At 46.2% G+C, this 20,816-nt stretch carries 21 protein-coding genes; 6 read left to right on the plus strand and 15 right to left on the minus strand.

Going from position 1 to position 20,816, the window contains the following annotated elements; translation table 11 throughout:
* The 5 genes from AC5V8P_RS05850 to AC5V8P_RS05870 all read right to left on the minus strand — a co-directional run.
* On the minus strand, positions 1–695 hold a 695-nt coding region (locus AC5V8P_RS05850; RefSeq protein WP_495473576.1), incomplete at its 3' end, for an aromatic acid exporter family protein.
* Positions 696–812: 117 nt separating this feature from the next.
* Positions 813–1,646 (minus strand): ABC transporter permease, encoded by an 834-nt coding sequence (locus tag AC5V8P_RS05855; RefSeq protein WP_064796478.1) that lies wholly within the window; start codon positions 1,644–1,646, stop codon positions 813–815.
* 8 nt (positions 1,647–1,654) lie between these two features.
* Positions 1,655–2,467 carry an ABC transporter ATP-binding protein gene (locus tag AC5V8P_RS05860; RefSeq protein ID WP_064796477.1) on the minus strand — a complete coding sequence of 271 codons (813 nt, stop codon included), beginning with the start codon at positions 2,465–2,467 and terminating at the stop codon, positions 1,655–1,657.
* A complete protein-coding gene (locus tag AC5V8P_RS05865) occupies positions 2,464–3,552 on the minus strand; it encodes an ABC transporter substrate-binding protein (protein WP_064796476.1) in 1,089 nt (362 codons plus the stop codon). Before AC5V8P_RS05865 ends, AC5V8P_RS05860 begins: the two co-directional genes overlap by 4 nt.
* Positions 3,553–3,692: 140 nt before the next feature.
* A complete protein-coding gene (locus AC5V8P_RS05870; protein WP_064796475.1) occupies positions 3,693–5,210 on the minus strand; it encodes a carboxypeptidase M32 in 1,518 nt (505 codons plus the stop codon).
* A 172-nt stretch (positions 5,211–5,382) separates the two neighbouring features.
* Here AC5V8P_RS05870 and AC5V8P_RS05875 point away from each other — a divergent pair, with 172 nt between their 5' ends.
* The 4 genes from AC5V8P_RS05875 to AC5V8P_RS05890 all read left to right on the plus strand — a co-directional run bounded on the left by AC5V8P_RS05875 (position 5,383) and on the right by AC5V8P_RS05890 (position 7,660).
* Positions 5,383–5,943 (plus strand): beta-class carbonic anhydrase, encoded by a 561-nt coding sequence (locus tag AC5V8P_RS05875; protein WP_064796474.1) that lies wholly within the window; start codon positions 5,383–5,385, stop codon positions 5,941–5,943.
* Between the two features lie 254 nt (positions 5,944–6,197).
* On the plus strand, positions 6,198–6,767 hold the full coding sequence (locus AC5V8P_RS05880; protein WP_063213388.1) for a PadR family transcriptional regulator: 570 nt from the start codon (positions 6,198–6,200) through the stop codon (positions 6,765–6,767).
* Positions 6,768–6,922: 155 nt separating this feature from the next.
* Entirely contained in the window at positions 6,923–7,378 is a 456-nt protein-coding gene (locus tag AC5V8P_RS05885) for a hypothetical protein (RefSeq protein WP_063213389.1), read from the plus strand.
* A gap of 3 nt (positions 7,379–7,381) precedes the next feature.
* Entirely contained in the window at positions 7,382–7,660 is a 279-nt protein-coding gene (locus tag AC5V8P_RS05890; protein WP_017427605.1) for a YxcD family protein, read from the plus strand.
* 95 nt (positions 7,661–7,755) lie between these two features.
* Here the strand turns inward: AC5V8P_RS05890 and AC5V8P_RS05895 are convergent, their stop codons facing one another.
* The 10 genes from AC5V8P_RS05895 to AC5V8P_RS05940 form a co-directional block, all read right to left on the minus strand.
* Positions 7,756–8,625 carry an STM4011 family radical SAM protein gene (locus AC5V8P_RS05895; protein WP_064796473.1) on the minus strand — a complete coding sequence of 290 codons (870 nt, stop codon included), beginning with the start codon at positions 8,623–8,625 and terminating at the stop codon, positions 7,756–7,758.
* A complete protein-coding gene (locus AC5V8P_RS05900; protein WP_064796472.1) occupies positions 8,622–10,049 on the minus strand; it encodes an STM4012 family radical SAM protein in 1,428 nt (475 codons plus the stop codon). The genes AC5V8P_RS05895 and AC5V8P_RS05900 overlap by 4 nt, the downstream gene beginning before the upstream one ends.
* Positions 10,050–10,118: 69 nt before the next feature.
* The gene (locus AC5V8P_RS05905) at positions 10,119–10,901 is read right to left on the minus strand and encodes an STM4013/SEN3800 family hydrolase (RefSeq protein ID WP_064796471.1); all 783 of its coding nucleotides are present in this window, start codon (positions 10,899–10,901) and stop codon (positions 10,119–10,121) included.
* Entirely contained in the window at positions 10,901–12,235 is a 1,335-nt protein-coding gene (locus AC5V8P_RS05910; RefSeq protein WP_064796470.1) for an STM4014 family protein, read from the minus strand. The genes AC5V8P_RS05905 and AC5V8P_RS05910 overlap by 1 nt, the downstream gene beginning before the upstream one ends.
* A 67-nt stretch (positions 12,236–12,302) precedes the next feature.
* Positions 12,303–13,145 carry an STM4015 family protein gene (locus tag AC5V8P_RS05915; protein ID WP_064796469.1) on the minus strand — a complete coding sequence of 281 codons (843 nt, stop codon included), beginning with the start codon at positions 13,143–13,145 and terminating at the stop codon, positions 12,303–12,305.
* Between the two features lie 223 nt (positions 13,146–13,368).
* Positions 13,369–14,835 (minus strand): efflux RND transporter periplasmic adaptor subunit, encoded by a 1,467-nt coding sequence (locus AC5V8P_RS05920; RefSeq protein WP_064796468.1) that lies wholly within the window; start codon positions 14,833–14,835, stop codon positions 13,369–13,371.
* Between the two features lie 71 nt (positions 14,836–14,906).
* The gene (locus AC5V8P_RS05925) at positions 14,907–16,424 is read right to left on the minus strand and encodes a DHA2 family efflux MFS transporter permease subunit (RefSeq protein WP_063213396.1); all 1,518 of its coding nucleotides are present in this window, start codon (positions 16,422–16,424) and stop codon (positions 14,907–14,909) included.
* Positions 16,425–16,439: 15 nt separating this feature from the next.
* Entirely contained in the window at positions 16,440–17,093 is a 654-nt protein-coding gene (locus tag AC5V8P_RS05930) for an HlyD family secretion protein (RefSeq protein ID WP_013371571.1), read from the minus strand.
* Between the two features lie 359 nt (positions 17,094–17,452).
* Positions 17,453–18,265, minus strand: a complete 813-nt coding sequence (locus tag AC5V8P_RS05935) for a hypothetical protein (RefSeq protein ID WP_064796467.1) — start codon at positions 18,263–18,265, stop codon at positions 17,453–17,455.
* Between the two features lie 20 nt (positions 18,266–18,285).
* Entirely contained in the window at positions 18,286–18,744 is a 459-nt protein-coding gene (locus tag AC5V8P_RS05940; RefSeq protein ID WP_016822119.1) for a flavodoxin, read from the minus strand.
* 445 nt (positions 18,745–19,189) lie between these two features.
* Here AC5V8P_RS05940 and AC5V8P_RS05945 point away from each other — a divergent pair, with 445 nt between their 5' ends.
* Together AC5V8P_RS05945 and AC5V8P_RS05950 are read left to right on the plus strand one after the other, a co-directional pair.
* A complete protein-coding gene (locus tag AC5V8P_RS05945; RefSeq protein WP_064796466.1) occupies positions 19,190–20,053 on the plus strand; it encodes a class I SAM-dependent methyltransferase in 864 nt (287 codons plus the stop codon).
* An 8-nt stretch (positions 20,054–20,061) separates the two neighbouring features.
* Positions 20,062–20,808, plus strand: coding sequence for an RluA family pseudouridine synthase (locus tag AC5V8P_RS05950; RefSeq protein ID WP_064796465.1), 747 nt, complete (start codon positions 20,062–20,064; stop codon positions 20,806–20,808).
* Positions 20,809–20,816: the final 8 nt, after the last annotated feature.

The following is a 20,816-nucleotide window of genomic DNA, read 5'->3' on the forward strand; positions in this document are numbered from 1 at the left end:
GAGATCAACTGCATCATGTTTTGAATCGAATCCAGCTGTTCTTTGCGCATATAAAAATACACATTCCAGCTCTCTTGGGGACGAATCATCTGATTTTCCAATGACCGCCCCGCCTCGGTGACCCCTTGGCTGATCACGCTGTCCGCTTCAATCACTTCCTTGCCATCCCATATGTATGCCGGATTACGCAGTGTATTGGCCATATTTCTGAATATAACCGAAAATGTTCGGTCCACTTCCTGCCTGATTTGTTGCATTGTATTATCAGAACGCGGCATATAAGCTAAATTGACAACCATCGCAGAACCCAATCCAATCACCAGCAGAGCCAGTTGGGTCAGCAGTACTTCCATATCAATTACACCGCCGCTGAAAACTCGGAAAACCACGACTGAACCTGTGACGATGCCTTCCTTAAAGCCCACCCGTACAATGACCGGAAACGCCGTTAAAATATATAATGCAAGTACCCAATCATGGAATCCGAAGACTACAAACAAAACACAAGCAAAAAGAAGTCCCACGACGGATGCAAAAAATCTCGCCGAAATGGTACGGAGACTTCTCTTGCGTGTGACATCCACCCCCAAAATTGCTAAAAGTCCTGCCGAGGTGGCTCCATGAATGCCTACCCCCTCCGCAATAAGTACGGCCATTAATGCGGCAATAGCCGTTTTAATCGTACGAAAGCCCATGAAAAAATTCTGTCCCCTCTAGATGAAATCTGTTTTCTCATTTTCATAAATATTAAGTATTTCATTTTCATGGTACTTTATTTTCACGTTTTGCACAAATATTCAGAAATTTAATAATTACCGATGAGGGCGACCTGAAAGCAAGCGGTGCTCCACATACACAACTGCCTGATACATCAATGTAGCTACGACAGCAATGATCAACAGACTAGACATGACCAGTGTGAAATTGAACACCTGAAAACCATAAATGATCAAATAACCTAAACCGTTTTTAGCAACCAAAAATTCACCAACAATCACGCCAACCCATGCCATGCCGACATTAACTTTCAGCGTAGAGACAATTGCGGGAAAGGAGGCGGGCAAAATCACCTTTTGAAACGTATCCCGGCGTGTTCCTCCAAACGTGCGCACCACTTTGACCAAATTGGGGTCGACTTCCTGAAAACTGTTGTATACCACAAGTGTCGTAATGATAACCGTAATGGAGAGGGTTGTCATCAGAATCGCGGTAAAACCAGCCCCAAACATGACGATAAAAATAGGTCCCAGCGCTACCTTGGGCATACTGTTAAACACAACCATATATGGATCAAGCACCCTCGATAAAAAAGGCGACCACCAGATAAGTACCGCCAGCAATGTGCCGAGCAGTGTGCCGAGCAAAAAACCTGCCATCGTTTCTCCAACAGTGACACCTACATGTCCCCATAATTCCCCGCTGACCGCATCCTTGCCCATCTGAGTGAAAATTTTGCTAGGATAGCTAAACAACAATACATCAATCCACTTCAAACGACCTGCAATTTCCCACAATACAAATAAAAGCAGCAAAATAGCTATCTGCACACCTGTTACTAACCACTGTTTCATACGCCTGTTACGCAAATACGCCTGATGCAGTCCTTGAATCCAACGTTGCTCAGGCTGATCAGCTTCGTTCTTCATACGTTAAATCACTCCTTTGCTCCCGAAGCCTCCAGTTCCCCCCATATTTCATGAAATAGCTCATTAAAGCCCGGCTGTTCGCGTGCATAAAAAGGCTGCGCTTCCCGAATGGAATCCGGAATTTCGAAGGTGCGCCGGATATGACCAGGATTTCGCCCCATCACTATAACCCGATCACTGACTGCAATGGCCTCGGCCAAATCGTGCGTGACTAAAATCGCCGTTTTCCTTCGTTCGCGCAAGGTTTGCACAACGAGGTCCTCCAGCTGTAGCTTGGTTTGATAATCCAGCGCGGAGAACGGCTCATCCAGCAGCAGCAGTCCCGGGTTCGTCGCCAGCGTCCGTACCAGTGCCACACGCTGACGCATTCCTCCAGACAACTGGGATGGATGCAAATGCTCCTTTCCACCCAGACCCATGCCTTCCAGCAATAATCGCGTTCGTTCACGCGCAGCTTCATCTACGCTGTTGCTCAGTTCCAGACCTAACAATGCGTTATCCATGATCGTCCGCCACGGGAAAAGATAATCCTGCTGCAACATGTAACCGACCTCAGGGCTCGGGCCATTTACTGGCTGACCTTGCAGCATAACTTGACCTGCCGCTGGACGCAGCAGCCCAGCGATCATAGACAGGATCGTCGTTTTGCCGCAGCCGCTTGGACCAACCAAACTGACAAACTCCCCTGTATTTACGGAAAAATCGATCTTCTCAACCGCCAGTGAAGCTTCCTGATCTGTTACGTATACATGTGTCACTTGCTCCATTCTCACCATCGGGCTCGTCACATCCACAGTGAGACCACTCCGTTCCTCCATCATGGCGAACCTCCAGCATCGACAGCTGTATCCGTCGCTTCAGTTGTGCTCTTTTTCACATCTGTCTTAGTATTCCCGATAGAGTTGGAGGAGATCGCCTGCTTTGCAAAGCTTGGGTTTACCAGCTTATCTAGGGCAACAGGGCTTTTTAGCTCACCTGCCGAAGCCATAACATCCTGTAAGTTCTTCCATTCCTTTTCCTCAATTATCGGGTTCGTTGCATAGGTGCTCTGTTCCTTGTAGCGCTTGATACTACTTGTCAAAACAGCTAATTCTGTATCTTTAAAATAAGGTGTAATCGCTTCAGCAATCTGTTCAGGGGAATGCGAAGCAATCCACTGCTGTGCCCGATATATGGCATTTGTAAATTTCTGAGCGGCCTCGCTATTTTGTTTTAAATAGCTTTGCTTCGCCATATATACCGTATACGGCAACTCGCCACTCTCTACACCAATGGAAGCAACGACCCGTCCCCGTCCTTCCTTTTCAAAAATAGAGGCCTGTGGTTCAAACAGCTGCACGTATTCCCCTGTACCTGAGCCAAAAGCAGAGGCAACATTGGCAAAATCAATATTTTGAATTAGCTTCAGATCCTTATGAGGATCAATGCCGTGCTTGCGAAGCGTAAATTCGAGTGACATCTGTGGCATTCCGCCCTTGCGTTGTCCCAAAAAGCTTTGTTGTTTCAGATTTTCCCAGTCAAAACGATCCTGGGCTTGCCGAGCAAACAAAAAGGTCCCGTCCGTCTGTGTCAGCTGGGCGAAATTAATGACAGGGTCCTCTGCTCCTTGCTGATACACATAAATAGATGTTTCCGCGCCAATCAGCGCGATATCCGCCTGATTGGACAATAACGCCGTCATCGCCTTGTCTCCCCCAGGGATTGTAGCCAGTTGGACATCCAGTCCCTCCTGAGCAAACATCCCCTGGCTCAAGGCTACATACTGCGGCGCATAAAAGACCGTACGGGCTACCTCGCCAAGCCTGATCTCAATCGTCTGCTCCCCTTTGGGGGCACACCCACTGAGCAACAGTAATCCGAGTAGTGCCGCAGCTACCACCGCTTTGTAACGAGCGCCGTATTTCATCCTTGTTCCCTCCCCACCTTTGCATCGTTGGCTTCATATATTGTTATGCGGCTGTCAATATAATGGTTAATCGCATACAAAAACCCCGCATTTGCCTAAGAATGCGGGGTTTTGTATGCAATGATATGAGAATTTCCAAATCACAGCTTGTATATGGATGTATATTTTTCTTCCAGATAATCAGCAAGATAATCAGGGTTCAGATCCTCACCGGTAATCGCTACAATCAACTCAGATGGCGTCCGGCTCTTGCCGTAACGATAAATCCGTTCAGTCAGCCATTGCTTGATCGGCTCCAGCTTCCCAGCAGCAATGAACTCATCCAGATTCGGCAGCTCTTTGCGCAAAGTCGCAAAAATTTGCGCTGCATACATGTTGCCAAGCGAATAAGAAGCAAAATAACCAAAATCGCCACCGGACCAGTGAACATCTTGGAGTACGCCCAGTCCATCATTCGGTGGAAGAAGCCCCAGGTATTCTTTATATTTAGCATTCCACACCTCAGGGAGGCGTTTAACGTCTAGCTTTTCATTAAACAGCATTTTTTCAATCTCATAGCGGACGATGATATGTAAGTTATATGTCAGCTCATCCGCCTCAATCCGAATCAATGAATTTTCCACACGGTTGACTGCCCGGTAAAATTGCTCTGCTGTAACCTTCGCCAAACGATCAGGAAAATGCTTTTGCAGATCATTGTAGTACCGATCCCAGAAAGCACGACTACGTCCAATTTTATTTTCCCACAAGCGGGACTGGGATTCATGAATCCCCATAGAGGTTCCTCCGGACAGTAGTGATCCTGCCAGTTCAGGAGCAATATTTTGTTCGTACAGCGCATGCCCTCCTTCATGCAATGAGCTGAAAATAGCACTGGTTACATCATCTTGCAAATAGTGTGTTGTTATACGTACATCACCTGGATTTAATCCTGTCGCAAAAGGATGCACACTCTCATCCAAACGACCTGCGTCAAAGTCATAACCCATCTGCCCTAAAATAAACAGACTGAACTTTTCCTGCTGCTTCACATCAAATACACCGTCTAAAAAGCTCTTATCCGGCTGATGGGGTGATGCCTGAATTTTAGACAATAGGGGCACAAGGCGCTTTTTAAGTCGATCAAAGACAGCATCCAGCTTTTCAACCGTCATCCCTGGCTCATATTGATCCAAAAGCGTGTCGTACTCTGTATCCTTAACACCCCAATAGCCAATAAACTCACGCTTCATGTCTACGATTTTAGACAAGTACGGTTCGAATCCGGCAAAGTCGCTGTGTTCCTTTGCTTCCTCCCACTTGCTTTCTGCCTGAGCCGCCAAAACGCTATACTCCCGGTAGCGGTCTGCTGGAACCAAACGGTTCAAGTCATAATTTTTGCGACATTCCTCTACCAATCTGCGGTCATTGTCCTCTAGTTGCTCCAGCTTGTCTTCTGCGGCAAAAAATTGCAGCAGCTGTCCCATTTCATCTGAGATCATCAGCTTGAACATTTCCGTGGACAGCATGCCCAACGTTTCGGACCGAATGTCAACGCCCTTGCGTGGAGCGCCTGTCCGTAAATCCCAGTGCAGCAAGCCGACTGCTTCGCCATAACCGCTGATTTTGTGTGAGATTTCCTTTAAAGCCGTCCATTGATCCAACGTCTGTTGCTCCATAATTAGGGTCACCTCTTTAACTTAAAATGGTTAAAACTTTACAACTACCTATACTTGATGATACTTATATTAAAAAGTATAATCAACACACAACATGTACGACCAACTCCTAATACCTGGATCACGTTGGGCAGTACATATTAAATTATTTTAGAATCTGGAGGGAACTATCGTGGATCACATCCAAGAAATTTTAGAGTACAATCGTGTTTTCGTAGAAAACAAAGAATACGAGGCCTATAGAACGGGCAAGTTCCCTAACAAAAAAATGGTCATCATAACCTGTATGGATACGCGGCTAACGGAATTGCTCCCCAAAGCCATGAACCTGCGTAACGGGGATGTCAAAATTATCAAAAATGCGGGTGCAATTATTTCACAGCCTTTTGGAAGTGTAATGCGGAGTGTGCTAGTCGCTTTATATGAGCTGGGAGCAGACGAAGTACTCGTTGTAGGTCATTATGAATGCGGCATGGCTGCACTAAATGCTGATCACATGGTTAATGAAATGCTGGAACGCGGAATTTCGCAGGAAGTGCTAAGTACATTAGAAAATTCAGGTATTAAGCTGAATAAATGGTTGAAGGGTTTTGACAACATTGAAGAAGGGGTACAGACTACAGTGAAGCTTATTAAAAACCACCCCCTTCTCCCTCCCAATACGCCCGTTCATGGTATGGTAATTCATCCGGATACAGGCGCGTTAACCCTTGTTGTTGACGGGAATAACTAGTAAACAGAATCTTTATCCGCAAAAGTTATCAGGGTAGTTCAGGCGCGTATATACGTGCTTAAACTACCCTGTTTCTATGAAAAAAAGCACATATACATCCCGAATGACCCCAGCCAATTTTGGCTAACCTGTGAACGACTGGTGTGAAAGTTGTCAAACCATACAGTTTCAGTGTACACTTTTTATGGAACTGCAGATTACCTGCCGCAGAGCTGTTACAACTGTTACTTTGATGGATGAAGGAGATAAGATATATGAATTTACTATCGTATGGTCTGTTGGGACTTCTCGCCAGAGAGGAATCCTCCGGCTATGATCTGATGCTGCGTATTCAGCCTTTTTGGCAAGCCAAACACAGTCAGATCTATCCGCTTTTGGCCCGTATGGAGAGCAAGGAACTGCTCGCCTCCCGATGGATTCAACAGTCCGACAAGCCTGATAAAAAAATGTATACCATTACCGACAAGGGTATCCATATGCTGCAGCAATGGTCTCAGGAAGCGTTAGCTGCTCCGGTTACACGGGATGAATTAAGCCTTCGCTTATTCTGCCTTTGGTTGACGGACAAAACGAGCGCCAATCGTATGCTGGAAGAACGGAAACGTTATTTTATTCAGAAAATTCAGCATCTGGAGGATATTTTGAACAACATCCCCGCAGAAAATTTGCACTTTGGCAGCAAAAACTTTGGTGACTATATTTTAGTGCAAAAAGGACTTATGAATGCCAAAGCAGGCCTAGAATGGTGCCAATTGGTTTTGCGCATGCTGCTTGCCGGTGATGTTAGAGCGGACACTAATCCGTTTGCCATAAAAGCTGAATGATTTTATCAATCCGTGTACAGGACTTATGTACGTTATCGTTTAATTTTTTAGAATTTAAAATTCTTTGAAACCCTTTTCCATGTTATATCGTATTACAGGTAAGCAGTTGTTTGACCTAACCTATAGCACAAATTACTAAGGGGGATTTTTTTTACATGAAAAAGACTTTTACTTTGAAAAATATGATGATGCTGATGATGGCTTTCACCCTACTCATTGCTATGATCGCACCGTCTACAGCTGATGCAAGGCGTGGTGGCGGATTTAAATCCGGACCAAAAACATACCAATCTACACCAAGCAAGACGAGTGATAGCAGCGGCATCAATAAGTCTGATAGTGGAACTAAATCTAGTGCAGCTACGGGCAACACAAGCAGAACTGGTGGATTCCTCGGCGGTGGCGGCGGATTCCTCAAAGGTATGATGCTGGGCGGCTTGGCAGGTATGCTCTTCGGCGGATTGTTCGGCAACATGGGTGCATTGGGTAGCTTGCTTGGTCTGGCCGTTAACGTTCTAGCAATTTATGTCCTGATTATGGTGGGTGTAGGTATCTACCGAGCTATCAAAAATCGCCGCAGACCCGATGATTCTCGTGGAGGACGTTACTAAGCTATGATTTTGAGTATGGATGAGATTGTCAATGCCATTTGCCTGCATATGGCTGAACGCAAGGGCGTACAGCCCACTGATGTGGTTGTGGAGCTAAGCTGGGATGAAGATACAGGCTATACAGCCGAGGTTCATGTCCAGGGACGCAGTCAATATCTGGTGGAAGCCAATATGATTGAAGCTATTCTGAGATATCTTCATTCCGAATACAATATTCGTGCCTATCGCGAGCAGGTTAGATTAGATTTGGATGAAGAGATTACCGCTATCGTCCAAACTTAATTAAATGGATAGGACAATCGTACAAACTTATTTAAAAACAGAAGAACCGCTCTTTGCCTGGTGGCAAGGGCGGTTCTTTTTTTACTCTTTTCTCCCTAATAGACCGTCAAGGCTGTATGCGGCACCCTTTCCAGCAAACCGCTACCGTACATTTCCCGAAACGGCTGCTCTTCCATATGGATATAACCGATATAGCAGCCGCATTTTTTCATCCGGCACGGACGCTGGGCGCTCAGCCCCTCCAGACCGTCTCTGTACAGGTGGCCAATCACGCGTCGGTCCTGATAACAGTGTTTTACTCGTCCGTCACCTTGGATGTAAAACACATCTTCTCCCGCGCGACATGCTCGCCCTTGACTACTGTAATCCTTTAAATTCCACTGGAAGTAGGGATCTATCGCCGTTAATTCGGCAACCTCGGCATCCGTATAATATTGTGGTCGATCCTTGTAGGCGTTGACCCACATATATACTTCCTTTGGAAGTTGCGTCCGCAAGGAACGAATAGCCGGAAATGCCTGTTTCAATCCAACTGTACCGACACTATAGGAAATGCCAAGTTCATATAGCTTCATCGCCTGCGATATAAAAGCTTGCTCTTTGGTTTCTCCAGGATGATATGTAGCCCACAGCGCAGCCGTCTCTGGATTGAGCTCTTTTGTCCAATCCAGCTTAGCCGATAGGTTTGTCTGTACGGCCACTTTTTCCACATGCGCCATATGGGAGAACTCAATCATGGTCTTACGATACCAGGAATGGATCAAGGCTTCTCCATACGGATTAAAAAAAATGGAGAGCTGATGTCCCAAAGCGCCCTGCTCTCGTACCCAATCAGCAAAACGCTCCAACTGCACCCGATCCTTGTTCAACGTTTCCCGACTATCGACGTTTTTACTGAATGGGCAGTAAGGGCAAGCATAGTTGCATGAGGTCAATGAACCACGATAATATAAGGTCGCTCTCATGCGCCTACATATCCTTCCATACGCTCACGTACTGACGTCGAGATCATCCAGTCTCCAATCGCGTCAGAATAGGCCATTCCTTCCTCCGTAAGTCGAAGCGTCTCCTCCTCAACCACAGCCATACCCGATTCCAGTAGCAACGACATTCCTGTAAAATCGTCCACCAAGGATACACCGAAGCGCTCCGCATAGGCACATAGCTCCAGCCCTTCCCGATGAAGAAGCGCCTTCAGGATAAAGCGCCGCTTACGCTCATCCTCATCTAAAATAAAGCCGTAATCAGCCAGATCATGACGCTCTGCTGCAACATAATCTGCGATAATACTGCGTGTTGCTGCTGCACTGACGCCATACCGGCTGGCATAGTGTACATTGCGTGTATAAGAGCGCGCACCACACCCCAGTCCAGCCATGCCCTCCTCCTGGCAACTGTAGGGTAGAAGCTGCTTGCTGGATATACCCTCGTCTTTAGCAAAACGGCGCATGGAATATTGTACATATCCTGCCTGCTTGAGGCGTTCGCGGGCTACTTCATACAAGCTAAGGCGAATATCATGATCCAGCCCGGTATAACCCGGCTTTAAAATCGTATTTTCCCGAATATATAACGGGTAAAGAAAGATCTCACCTGGCGAATAAGACAGAGCTTCCTCAAGAGAATACAGCCAGGTTTCCACCGTTTGGCCAGGCAGGCCATAGATCAGATCCACGTTAAGCAAAGGAAAATTGTATTCTACCAGCCGCTCAAGCGCTTCTCTAACAAGCTTGGGCTTTTGAGGTCGGTATATGGCCGCACTTTCTGATTCCACAAAGCTCTGGATTCCCATGCTGATACGATCCGTACCGCGGCGCTTGAGCACTTCCAGTCTATCCTCGGTTACAGTGTCGGGAGAGGTTTCAACTGAAATAGAGGCTCGCTTAGGGTCCAATCCCATAATATTTTCCGCAATGTCAAATAAACGCTCCACCAAAGGAGCCTCCAACAAGGTCGGTGTACCTCCGCCAACCGCAAAACGCGAAAAAGGCCGACCGCCCATAATGGGTGCCCATTGTCGTGCTTGTCTTTCTAGCGCATCTACATACTCCTTGTGCACATCCTGACGCTTGTCTGGCAAAGTGAACAGGTTACAAAATCCACAGCGAGCTGCGCAAAACGGTATATGCATATACAAAAAATAGCTTTCTAACTCTTCTTTCTCCCACAATTCCTGCAATGAGAGCGGTGTATCAAACGAACGATAGGCCGTTTTGTGCGGGTAAGAGTATAGATAGGAGCGATAGGGAGCTTCTCGGATCGTGCGTGCCCATTCAACAGGAGTATCCGGCCACTGAAATCTCGAATTCACTAAATTTGTGTCTATTTCCGGAGAAGTCTGGTTGGCTGCGCTCGTTGGGTGCAGGTGATTCAGATTCATAGCTTTCATTTCTGCTCCTTTCTCGCGCTGGTTTGGTTTCTTTATAATTTAACAGTACAGACTACGTTTCTTTTTGTCCTACAGTATAAATTCGCGGTAAGGCACATTCCACACTACCTCATGCGCCAGGCGATGCCCCTCGTAGCCGTCTTCCCCATAAGCTGTACCATGGTCGGAAAAAGCCATGCAAAACGTCTTGCCCCGCTTCCGCAAAGCATCAAACAAGCGTCCAAGCTCACCATCCACATATCGCAAAGCCGCTCGTTGAGACTCTACTGAATCCTTTGAAGTGCCCTTTACAAAATAATGATTAGGCCCGTGGATCGCTGATACATTTAGAAATAAAAACAAGCGCTGAGCGGGGTCTGTCTTCTCCAGCAATTTCAGAGCATGATTCACCTGATGCTCCGTTGAACGGGGGTTGGTGACGCCAAAGTTCATGCGCCAGTAGCTCTCTTGAAAATACCCGGGCAGCACCTTTGCCAGCTTGTTCTTCTTCGTGAAAAAAATAACGCCGCCGATACAGATGGTCCGATAGCCCTCGTTCTCCAGCCCAGACACAATATCCGGAGCATCGAACAGCCAGGTATGTGGATGCGTGCGCAGTCCCGTATCCTTGGTGTGAAACAACCTGATATGCGAAGACTTATCCGTATTTGCCGGAGTCGGCAAAAATCCGCCAAAAAAAGCATGGTGTGCAGCATACGTAAAGCTCCCCGGTGTATGGCGCTTTTCCCATGACCCGGAGCCGCACAAATTCGGACAGTTTTCTTCTTCCAGCTTGGCTACATCATATCGCAGGGTATCCAGCGTAATCATAACAATATCATGAGAGCCGACAATTTGATTCATGTCAATCATTATCTGTATTTCCTTTCCAAAACTGCGCTCTTATTAGCAAGGTACAGCATTTCCCATTCATATGAGTTCCAACCCTGATGTTCCACCCGGTACAGTAAATCACCAAATGGATTAACATCCAATACATAGGGACGACCCCCGTGAGCCGGAACGAGCACGTCCAATCCAGCAACCATGGACGCTGGAAAAGCCCTCATAGCGGCTTTTCCAGTATGCTGGACCGATTCCACCGTACTCTGTGGGAGTCCCGCATCCATCAGCGAGAGTCGTTCATTACGCAAATGCAGATTTGTAATGGGGCTGTTGCTCAAACGTAACACCGCATGACAAGCTTCTGAGCCACACACAAGTTGACGCACATCATAAACACGTCCATTCAGGGTCGCTTTGGGAATCCAGCGTTCCACATGTACTCCTTCCACACATAACCAGTTAAGGATGGCATGAATGTTCTGCTTGTCTGTATAACGACGCAATCGCCCGGCATTATAATAAACGCGCTGTCCATGGATGATCTCTGTTCCAATCGTAGTTACCGCCAGCTCTGCATGCGTCTTGGGATGTACCTGATAAGCCATGACACCAGAAGCACCTGATCCGCAAAATATTTTCACAAATACGCGGTGAAATCCACTCTCTTTCATAGCGGTATGCAGATCGACGGCATCACGAAAGGCAGCACCTGAAGCAGTAAGCACAGGCGGAACCCTGATGTCTGCCTGGTTTAATACAGCACTACAACGCCGTTTGTCAAACATGACGGCTATTTCTGCAGGATCGTTCATCCAGCGCGACGAGGGCCAGAGCCGCTCAACTTCATGGCGCAGCCAAGCCAGCAGACGGCAATAGCCCTGGAACCATTGTGCCGGGTGCCAAATGCGACCATGCTGCTCTTGTAATCGGCGCGCTTCTGCCGCCAGTATACCTGTGTCATGTGCCCATTCCGGCCATGGCAACAGTGAATCGTCTCCCTCGGCATCCGAGGCGCCCAGAGCAATCAACTCCCGCTCTACCTGAAAATTTTCGCCCGGTGCATCCAGGCGGAGTAGCGGACCGTTGTCCACCCCCCCTGCCAGCAATTGTCTTATGCTCTCTTGTACATGGACACTGCCATTCACGCTATCTTGTACAGCTTGTGCGGATATCCTGACCATCAGTTCGCCGAGACTGTGCTTTTCTCGGATGGCTCCAAGCACATCCATATAGGAAATCTCCAAAGCGGACGGAAGCTTTAATCTGGTTCGTGCCTCCTGCAGTCCCGTAGTTCGGCGATTCCCCGGATTACCGAACAAGATAAACGGCTCATTGACATTTCTGTCCCACATCATCACCATAGAGCCGCCTCACTTTAACTCTTTTTAATTTTAAAATCTATCTGCTATAGAAATTCATTGGAACAGTTTATTCAGTCAGCGATGGATAGCGCCAATCGTCTTCTTCATCTGCTTCTTGTTGATCCTCTACGTTTACAGATAAACCTGACTTTTTCCAGCGTTCCATCATCTCACTAGACATATAATGATAGCTCAAATCCAGATGCTTCAGTCCTTTTATACTTTCACAAGCCAGCAATGCTTCTGCACCTTGATCAGACAATGTACCTTGTGAGAGATCCAGCACTTCCAGTTGTCCAATCACTGGGGCGTTAGCGGCAGCAATTGCAATTTCATCCTGTATTTCACTGTCCTTGAGTCCCAAGTATGTAAGTTTTGGAAAAGGATTGCTGTCCAAAAACGGTAAAATATCTTCCAGTTTACCGTCAAAACCATAGTCCTCGACACCCAAATACAGCTCCAGCTTGCGCAGTTCAGGCAGTTCTGCATTACGTATTTGCTGAAGAACACTCACAGGCAGACCGCCACAAATAATAACCAATTCCTGAAGATGATCATGGCGAAGGGGTTCCAAGCTCAGATCCTGGCTTCCTTTAATATATAAAGATTCAAGCTTTGGAAACGCTTCTAACAACGGGGAGAGATTCGTTTGGTTAATCCATGACACCTCACACTCGTCATATTCCATATCACCAATAAACAGCTTGCGTACTTTCGGAAATTGATCTTTAAGCTTCACTAACACCGGTATAAAATCATCTGGTGAATTTTCATAGGCGCCGCCCCAATCTCCAATGATTAGGTCCGTAATTTGTGCGCTCTCCGGCTTGGCAGCCAGTTCCTCAATAGACTTGGCCATGGTTTGACCATTCTCATAAGCATCATAATCCACTACCAATTTCACTTCCATCTTCCCATTCCTCCAATCGCTTGTCTGAGATCTCGTAAACTATCTATTTCCAATTTAGTCTATCCTATTCTACCAATGTTCGTCAAAAAAAGCCCCAGTTCGACATTAATCTTATGTAACATATGCACATTGAAATAAAAACAAGACAGCCCGCAAGCGGGCTGCCTTGGCACGTCCTTAATAAATTTCTACTATTTACATAGTATGCAAGTTTAAAACCAAGTTATTGGGTAATTGTGATCGGTGAGTTATCGGACAACAATGCCAGATTATTTACAATCACATTCTCTTCCTTACTCAGGCCACTGGTAACGAGTGTTTGTGAACCTGTCGTCTGAACAGTCTTCACTTCCTTGCGCTTCGCATGGTCGCCGTTTACCACATATACATATTCTTTACCTTGATCCTTTTGAACTGCCGCAGTTGGAACAACAATACCTTCTTGCGCATTGGAAGCGACAAAGCTGATATCAGCCAACATGCCGGATTTCAGTTTCATGTCTGGATTGGCTACTGAAATTTTTACAGGATATCCTTTACCACTTGCATCCAGCGGGCTTACATTTTTCACTGTACCTGTTGTTACAATGTTGGATGCTGCAACACGAACCTGTACTTTGTCACCTGCTTTTACATTGTTGATCTGTTCTGCTGGGACATAGATCAATGTATTGACGGTACTCAGGTTAGCGATGACCAGCGCAGGAGACTGAGCGGACACCATTTCGCCCACCTCTGCATTTTTTGTACCCACAATACCGTTGATTGGTGAGGTAACAACCGTGTCATCCAATGCATCCTGAGCAATAGCTACATTCAGTTGTGCCTGCTTAAGAGATTGTTGGCTAGACTCGATGCCCGCTGTATTTTGAGATACTTTAAGCTGATTTTGCGCATTGCTGTAGCCGCTATTGGCATTACTATAGCTATTTTTTGCTGAATCATAGCTGTTGCGGGCTGTAGTCAAGGCTTTTTGAGCAGCTTCTAATTGATCTTTTGCATTAGCCTGCGCATTTTGTGCATTATTATAAGCCGCTTCCGCATTCACAACTGCGGTTTTTGCTTGTTCTAATTGTGCTTGGGTGCTTGCACCAGCATCAAACAGACTTTGTGTACGTGTTACATTCTTTTGCGCATCTGCCAAAGCTTGTTGTGTTTGTTTCACCGTGTTGGCTGCCGAGGAGACACCATGTGTTGCTTGTTCTACGGCTGTGGTTGCTTGATTAATAGCACCCTGTGCCTGATTGATTGCGCTTTGGGATTGAATCACACCGCTCTTGGACTGTACTAGACCCGAAGTAGCTTGAACCATCGTTGATTCATGGGATGCTTGAGCGGTACTTACGCCGGCTGCTGCTGCAGCGGCGGCGGCGCGTGCTTTTGCAACGTTATTCCGCATATCCTTATCATCAAGCTTGAACAAGACTTGCCCCTTTTTAACCTCGGAGCCGATATCTACAGGCAACTCAACCACTTTGCCGCCCACTTTAGGCACGATGTTGACTGTTTCTGAAGGTGTTACCGTACCTGTATAAATATTTCCCTGTCCGATAATCCCCTGCTGTGCTTGACTAATTTTAACTGGAACGACCATGTCCTGTGCCGCTCCGCTATTACTGGAGCAGCCTGCCAGCACTGCGCCGCCGAGGACTAAAGCCGCTAATGTACTTTCTACTCTCAATATTTTCATGATAATTCCCTTTCTTTCTGTCCGTGGAAATAATGTAAGCCATCCAGTCGATATTTTTGTATTTCTCTTTATTAAGCTTCCGGCTGTGTCTTTGCTTTCTTCCTCTGAATAAACAAAAAGATGAGTGGAATCGTGCAAAACAGCGGTATGGATGAAATGAGGAACGTATCCCCAATTCCTCTTGATGTAGCATCCAGTGTGATCAAACTACTTATGGATGACATCCATGAGCTGCCCATTGTCGCTTGAAGCACATGAGCAGAGTCTGGGGTAATGGACTCTGAAATTTGCTGGGCATGAGCAGCCGAACGGCTTTGCATAATGGCGGTCAGTACCGCAATCGCCATAGATGCAGCCACAGTACGCACCAGATTAGACGCTGTAGACGCATTAGCTACCTTGCTCGGATGAACGGCGTTCATACCGACTGTGGATAACGGCATCATACAGATCCCAATTCCTAGACCCCGTAATGCCATTACGGTTTCCAACCAGGCATGCGAAGTATCTGGCGTAAGCTGATGAAGATGATACGTCATAAAGCTCGTTAGCGTCAGGCCCACAAGTCCTAAAGGCACAATGCCGAACTTATCAAATAGTTTCCCGGCAATAGGCATCATGGCTGCCATAGCAATGGCCTGCGGAATGAGGATAATACCAGTATCAATCGGTGACACGCGCTGAATATTTTGCAAAAACAACGGTGTTAGGAACGTTCCTCCGTACATCCCCATCATGACCAGACTGGAGGCAATAACACTAATCGTATATTTTGAATTTTTGAATAATGATATTTCAATTACAGCATTATCCTTGCCGCTTTCTACATAGATGAGAAAAACAAGTGCCCAGAAAGAAATAAACAGCAGGGATACAATGCCAAAAGAAGTCCAGCCATCACGCTGACCGTTTGTCAATGCGTACAAGAGCGTTCCTGCGCAGGTTGCCGCCAGTAAAAATCCTGGCACATCAAACGGCTTGGGCGTCACCTTAGGCGGCTCTTTGATGAGAAGGATAACCATTAAAATGGCAAATAAAGCAACAGGCAGACTGACAATAAACAAGAAACGCCAGTTAAACCATTCAATTAAGTAACCGCTCAGCGTAGGTCCTATAGCCGGTGCCGCCATGGCGGCGATCCCCCATATACCAAGGGACATCCCGATTTGTTCACGCGGCATAATTTTGTAAATAATCGTCATACTCAGCGGCATAATGACACCGCCGCCCAGACCAGCCAATACACGCGCTGCAATCAGGGAAGAATCACTCCATGCAAAAATACATATTCCTGTCCCCAGCGAGAACACGCTGAGCGCAAGAATCAAAAACTTTTTGTATCCGATACGCTGCTCCATATATCCGGTAATCGGGACGATTACGCCGGATGCAAGCGTGTAACCTGTAATAACCCACTGAATACGTGTCGTCGTTGACCCTAAATCCGTCGTCAATCGTGGAATGGCGACATTGATCAGACTGTTGTTCAGAATGGCGACAAAGGCGCCTAAAACGATAGCAAAAAAGGCAAGCCAGCGTTCTTTGGAAGAATCTGTCGAAGGAGCAGCAGCAGTTTCATTGGCAGCCACATGGACCCCTCCTTTTTAAGATGTATGAATTTTTACTTCCACGTTGGTTCCAGGGATAAGCTTCATGTCCTTAGGCTTGTTCACGGCAATTTCTACAGGTACGCGTTGAGTCACCTTATTAAAGTTACCACTTGTGTTCACAGCAGGAACGAGCGAAAACACTGCATTGGAAGCCTCGCCCACTTTGCGAACCTTACCTTGAATTACCTGGTCACCTGCTGCATCAAGCGTAATGTCAACAAGCTGTCCTGGTTTAATACGGTTAATATCGGTTTCTTCAATATTCGTAGATACATACAGGTTGTTCATATCAACCATAGTCGCTACAGCACTACCCGGTGTTCCGATTTCATGCTCCTTCGAATAAATCTTAATAACAGTTCCGTTAATCGGCGCACGTAGAACAGACTTGCTGATCATGCTCGCATCCAGACCCGATACATCCTGCTCGGCAATCGGTTCGTTGCGCTGCAATACATCGCCTTCTTCCACATCAATGTGGCTAATCTCTCCGGAAATTTGCGGCATTACCTTATACTGATCGGCTTGAATACGCGCATCATCACTTTTAACAAAGTGTGTTGCCTGATACCAATAATAGTAGCCAATAGCTCCACCGCTCAGAATGAGCAGTACGATGAGAATCGGCAATACAGTTTTCTTACTCACTTGTTCCACCCCTGTTGTTCAAAAAATTTTTATTATTCAACGCTAATATTTTAATATTGAAATATTAGGCCATTAAACCAAATGGAGAACGTAAATAAACACATGGCTACATGCCATGCAAAAGACAGGACAAACTTTATGTACATAGGACAATCTAATCCATAGTCCACAAACCGTCTTCATTATATTTAAATATTTTCATATAACTATTGTACATTGAAATATTATAGATATATTTATCTATTCAGGCAATATAAATTTTCAGTTTTTTCAGAATTTTTTTTCATAAAAAAGAACCTTGTTTCCAAGGCTCTTTCACGGAAAGGGATAGTTTACAATTAAAGGGTTGCACAATAAACCTAAGAAAAAAGCGTAGATCCAATTGACCGATCCTTGCTGTTATTCGCCTCCCGCTCTTCCTTTCTGTCCTTATTCGCTCTGTTTTGCTGAGAACTTTGCTGACCCATACATCCCCTGCAACGACAGTGTTCTGTCGTCTTCTGTATATCCTCTACGGAGCCTTTTAATAATTGGACATAATCTAGGGATTGCTGTAAAGAAGTCGATCCAGGAAGAAAACGAACTTTCTTACCCTCTAGCAGACAGTATACCTCAATAAGCTGAGGAAGAGCTCCAAATGCATAATAACAAAATACATTTGTTAGATGTTGAAATGTACTAATAACGTTGGGGTTGTAGTCCACCATATACTTTTGAATCAGCAATGAGTCCGCTTGTTCTGAGAGTTGCCAAGCTGCCTGAATAATCAGCGAAATATCGACCTCCAACTCAGGCACCACTGTGAAAAATTGTTCATACAACATCACAGGCATCCATAAGTCATTATTTAAGGCACATATTTTTGACAACTCGCCTGACACTTTATTTTTGACATCCCAGTAATGAAACAATGAATCAAAACTGTTCGACTGCTTAGGCCACCATTTCTCCAGCACATACTGGACAGGGACTTCGCGCCGTACCTCTACTTCCATTCCAAAGTATTCGTTCAACGCATGCCCTATCGCATATTGAACCCGCTGTCGCCAATTCCAGCCCTCACGCCCTCGTTTTCTCTGTGATGGACGGATTGGCTGCGGAGTTCTCCACATCTCCTCAAGCTGATAGTCGTGCAGAAGAGGAAAGCCGCTTAAGCTATCGCCATTGCGCATACCTATCCCTCACTCTCTTCTCAGGACACTCCAATACCAGCCTGTGCGAATTGTCTTCCGTAAGCTCGGCAATTCTCCTTCTCGTCATCCAATGGATTGAATTCAATTTTGAGACTCTCCTGAATGACAGATGCACCGCGTTCTTTAACTTTTTCTTCTACCAGGTCCACTGCGCCACAGAATTGTGTGTAAGACGTATCTCCACTGCCAAATACAGCAGTCTTTTTACCAGACAGATCAAGCTCATCTAGTTCCTCGTAAAAATCTAAAAATTCATCAGGAAGCTCACCGTCTCCCCATGTATATACACCTAACAGGAATCCGTCATATGCGAGCAGTTCTTGCGCGCTGCAATCATACGAAGCCTTCAACTCCGCCTCATGCCCGGCCTGACGAACGCCCTCGGCGATCAATTCCGCGATTTCCTCTGTATTACCGGTCATGCTAGCATAAGCAATCATGATTTTACCCAAGTTCATCCCTCACCTTTATTTGAAATATGGGATGCTTTCATTCCCTATTACTCAAATAATATTTGATAATGATTCTCATTGTCAAATACATTTTTCAAGCATGATGTGCATTTTGAAAATATATACGCAAAACAGCCGCATTACAATGCGGCTGTTCGCTGTTAAAGTCTATAAAATGGTAAGGTATCCTTCCATTAAGGAAGTTCTACGCTCCTGCAAACTTCAACGTAAAGATATTACGTACGTACAAGTGGGATTGATTTCATTTTAATATGGAAGCGCTCTAATTACAAGTACATCGAAAAAAAATATTTTCGCTCCACCTGACTACTTACTTATTCATGGAATCATTCGATTGTTGCTAAGGTTTGTTGTACAATAGACTCCATGTGGGGATTTTACGCAGCTTGCTGCCTAAATCCTGAATTGACTGCTGAAGGATGGATTGTACATGTATGTAGCACAAGAGTGGAAAGACTATGAAGTAATGGATACAGGCGGCGGTGAAAAGCTGGAACGTTGGGGCAATATTGTCCTGCGTCGTCCCGATCCGCAAATCATATGGCCGTTGGCAAAGGAAACAGCCGAATGGCGCAATGTTCATGGGCATTATCATCGCAGCTCTTCCGGGGGCGGCCAATGGGATATGAAAAAGCCTATCCCTGAGCGCTGGACGATTAGCTATGGACCGCTTAAATTCCACATTAAACCGACCAGCTTCAAGCATACTGGTCTTTTTCCAGAGCAGGCAGCCAACTGGAGCTGGATGATGGATAAAATTAAAGGCGCAGGCAGACCCATTTCCGTATTGAACCTGTTTGCTTACACAGGAGGAGCCACTACTGCCGCAGCGTATGCCGGAGCCAGTGTAGTTCACGTGGATGCCGCCAAAGGTATGGTGCAGTGGGCAAAGGAAAACGTTCAATTGTCCGGCCTGGCTGACCGTCCAGTACGCTTTATTACAGACGACGTATTCAAGTTCGTGCAACGGGAACAACGGCGGGGCAACCGATATGATGCAATTATTATGGATCCCCCTTCTTATGGACGCGGACCTAACGGAGAAACCTGGAAGCTTGAAGAAAGCTTATATCCGTTTCTCGAATCCTGCATGAGCATCATTTCGGACCAACCATTGTTCATGCTGATCAACTCCTACACGACAGGCATTTCACCTACTGTATTGCGCAACATGCTGAGCATGACAATGCATCAAAAGTACGGCGGCCAAATTAGCGCTGGTGAAATCGGATTGCCGATCACACGCTCAGGTTTGAATTTGCCTTGTGGTATTCTCGGACGTTGGGAGGCTTAATTCCTCTTATGAATCAAGATGAACTTGCCCGGCCCGGACATACACAACCAAATATTCCTGTTTTGTATGAGGATAATCATGTCCTGGCGGTTGTAAAGCCTGTCAATGTTCCGACACAGGAGGATGCTAGTGGTGATCCAGATCTGCTGTCTCTACTTAAGGAAGATCTGAAAATCAGACACAATAAGCCTGGTAACGTCTTTTTGGGTTTAGTCCACAGGCTGGATCGCCCCGTAGGCGGAGCCATGATTTTTGCTAAGACATCCAAAGCTGCTTCTCGCCTGTCGGAGTCGGTTCGAAGCCGTCATTTTCACAAACTGTATACAGCTGTTCTAAATGGCGTTCCTACGGCTCTCCAAGGACGTCTAACCCATTACCTGCTAAAGGACAACCGTACCAACACGGTCAAAACGGTTAGACCCGGCACGGATGGTGCCAAGGAAGCCATTTTGGAATACCACGTGATCGGACAAGCTGCTGGACTTAGTCTTGTAGAAATTAAGCTGCACACCGGACGCTCGCACCAAATTCGCGTACAGATGCAGGCCATCGGCTGTCCCCTCTATGGAGATCAAAAATATGGCGGCAATCTGAGCCGCCCCGGTCAACAGCTAGCCCTCTGGTCCTTACTCGCTGGAGCACCGCATCCGGTCACCAAGGAGGCCATGAGCTTCCACTCACTTCCTCCCGTCCAGTTTCCTTGGAGTGAGTGGCCCTTGTCGCTTTATGAAAATATGATTACGTCGGAAAATTGAGCAGACTC

The organism is Paenibacillus sp. N119s, from assembly GCF_059447605.1.

Bases quoted from the DNA above. Each gene is read 5' to 3' on its own strand.
- AC5V8P_RS05880 (WP_063213388.1), top strand. From the start codon at position 6,198: ATGAATTTACTATCGTATGGTCTGTTGGGACTTCTCGCCAGAGAGGAA.
- AC5V8P_RS05855 (WP_064796478.1), bottom strand. From the start codon at position 1,646: ATGAAGAACGAAGCTGATCAGCCTGAGCAACGTTGGATTCAAGGACTG.
- AC5V8P_RS05885 (WP_063213389.1), top strand. From the start codon at position 6,923: ATGAAAAAGACTTTTACTTTGAAAAATATGATGATGCTGATGATGGCT.
- AC5V8P_RS05915 (WP_064796469.1), bottom strand. From the start codon at position 13,145: ATGGAAGTGAAATTGGTAGTGGATTATGATGCTTATGAGAATGGTCAA.
- AC5V8P_RS05945 (WP_064796466.1), top strand. From the start codon at position 19,190: ATGTATGTAGCACAAGAGTGGAAAGACTATGAAGTAATGGATACAGGC.
- AC5V8P_RS05935 (WP_064796467.1), bottom strand. From the start codon at position 18,265: ATGCGCAATGGCGATAGCTTAAGCGGCTTTCCTCTTCTGCACGACTAT.
- AC5V8P_RS05860 (WP_064796477.1), bottom strand. From the start codon at position 2,467: ATGATGGAGGAACGGAGTGGTCTCACTGTGGATGTGACGAGCCCGATG.
- AC5V8P_RS05865 (WP_064796476.1), bottom strand. From the start codon at position 3,552: ATGAAATACGGCGCTCGTTACAAAGCGGTGGTAGCTGCGGCACTACTC.
- AC5V8P_RS05920 (WP_064796468.1), bottom strand. From the start codon at position 14,835: ATGAAAATATTGAGAGTAGAAAGTACATTAGCGGCTTTAGTCCTCGGC.
- AC5V8P_RS05940 (WP_016822119.1), bottom strand. From the start codon at position 18,744: ATGAACTTGGGTAAAATCATGATTGCTTATGCTAGCATGACCGGTAAT.
- AC5V8P_RS05870 (WP_064796475.1), bottom strand. From the start codon at position 5,210: ATGGAGCAACAGACGTTGGATCAATGGACGGCTTTAAAGGAAATCTCA.
- AC5V8P_RS05890 (WP_017427605.1), top strand. From the start codon at position 7,382: ATGATTTTGAGTATGGATGAGATTGTCAATGCCATTTGCCTGCATATG.
- AC5V8P_RS05895 (WP_064796473.1), bottom strand. From the start codon at position 8,625: ATGAGAGCGACCTTATATTATCGTGGTTCATTGACCTCATGCAACTAT.
- AC5V8P_RS05950 (WP_064796465.1), top strand. From the start codon at position 20,062: ATGAATCAAGATGAACTTGCCCGGCCCGGACATACACAACCAAATATT.
- AC5V8P_RS05905 (WP_064796471.1), bottom strand. From the start codon at position 10,901: ATGATTGACATGAATCAAATTGTCGGCTCTCATGATATTGTTATGATT.
- AC5V8P_RS05900 (WP_064796472.1), bottom strand. From the start codon at position 10,049: ATGAAAGCTATGAATCTGAATCACCTGCACCCAACGAGCGCAGCCAAC.
- AC5V8P_RS05910 (WP_064796470.1), bottom strand. From the start codon at position 12,235: ATGGTGATGATGTGGGACAGAAATGTCAATGAGCCGTTTATCTTGTTC.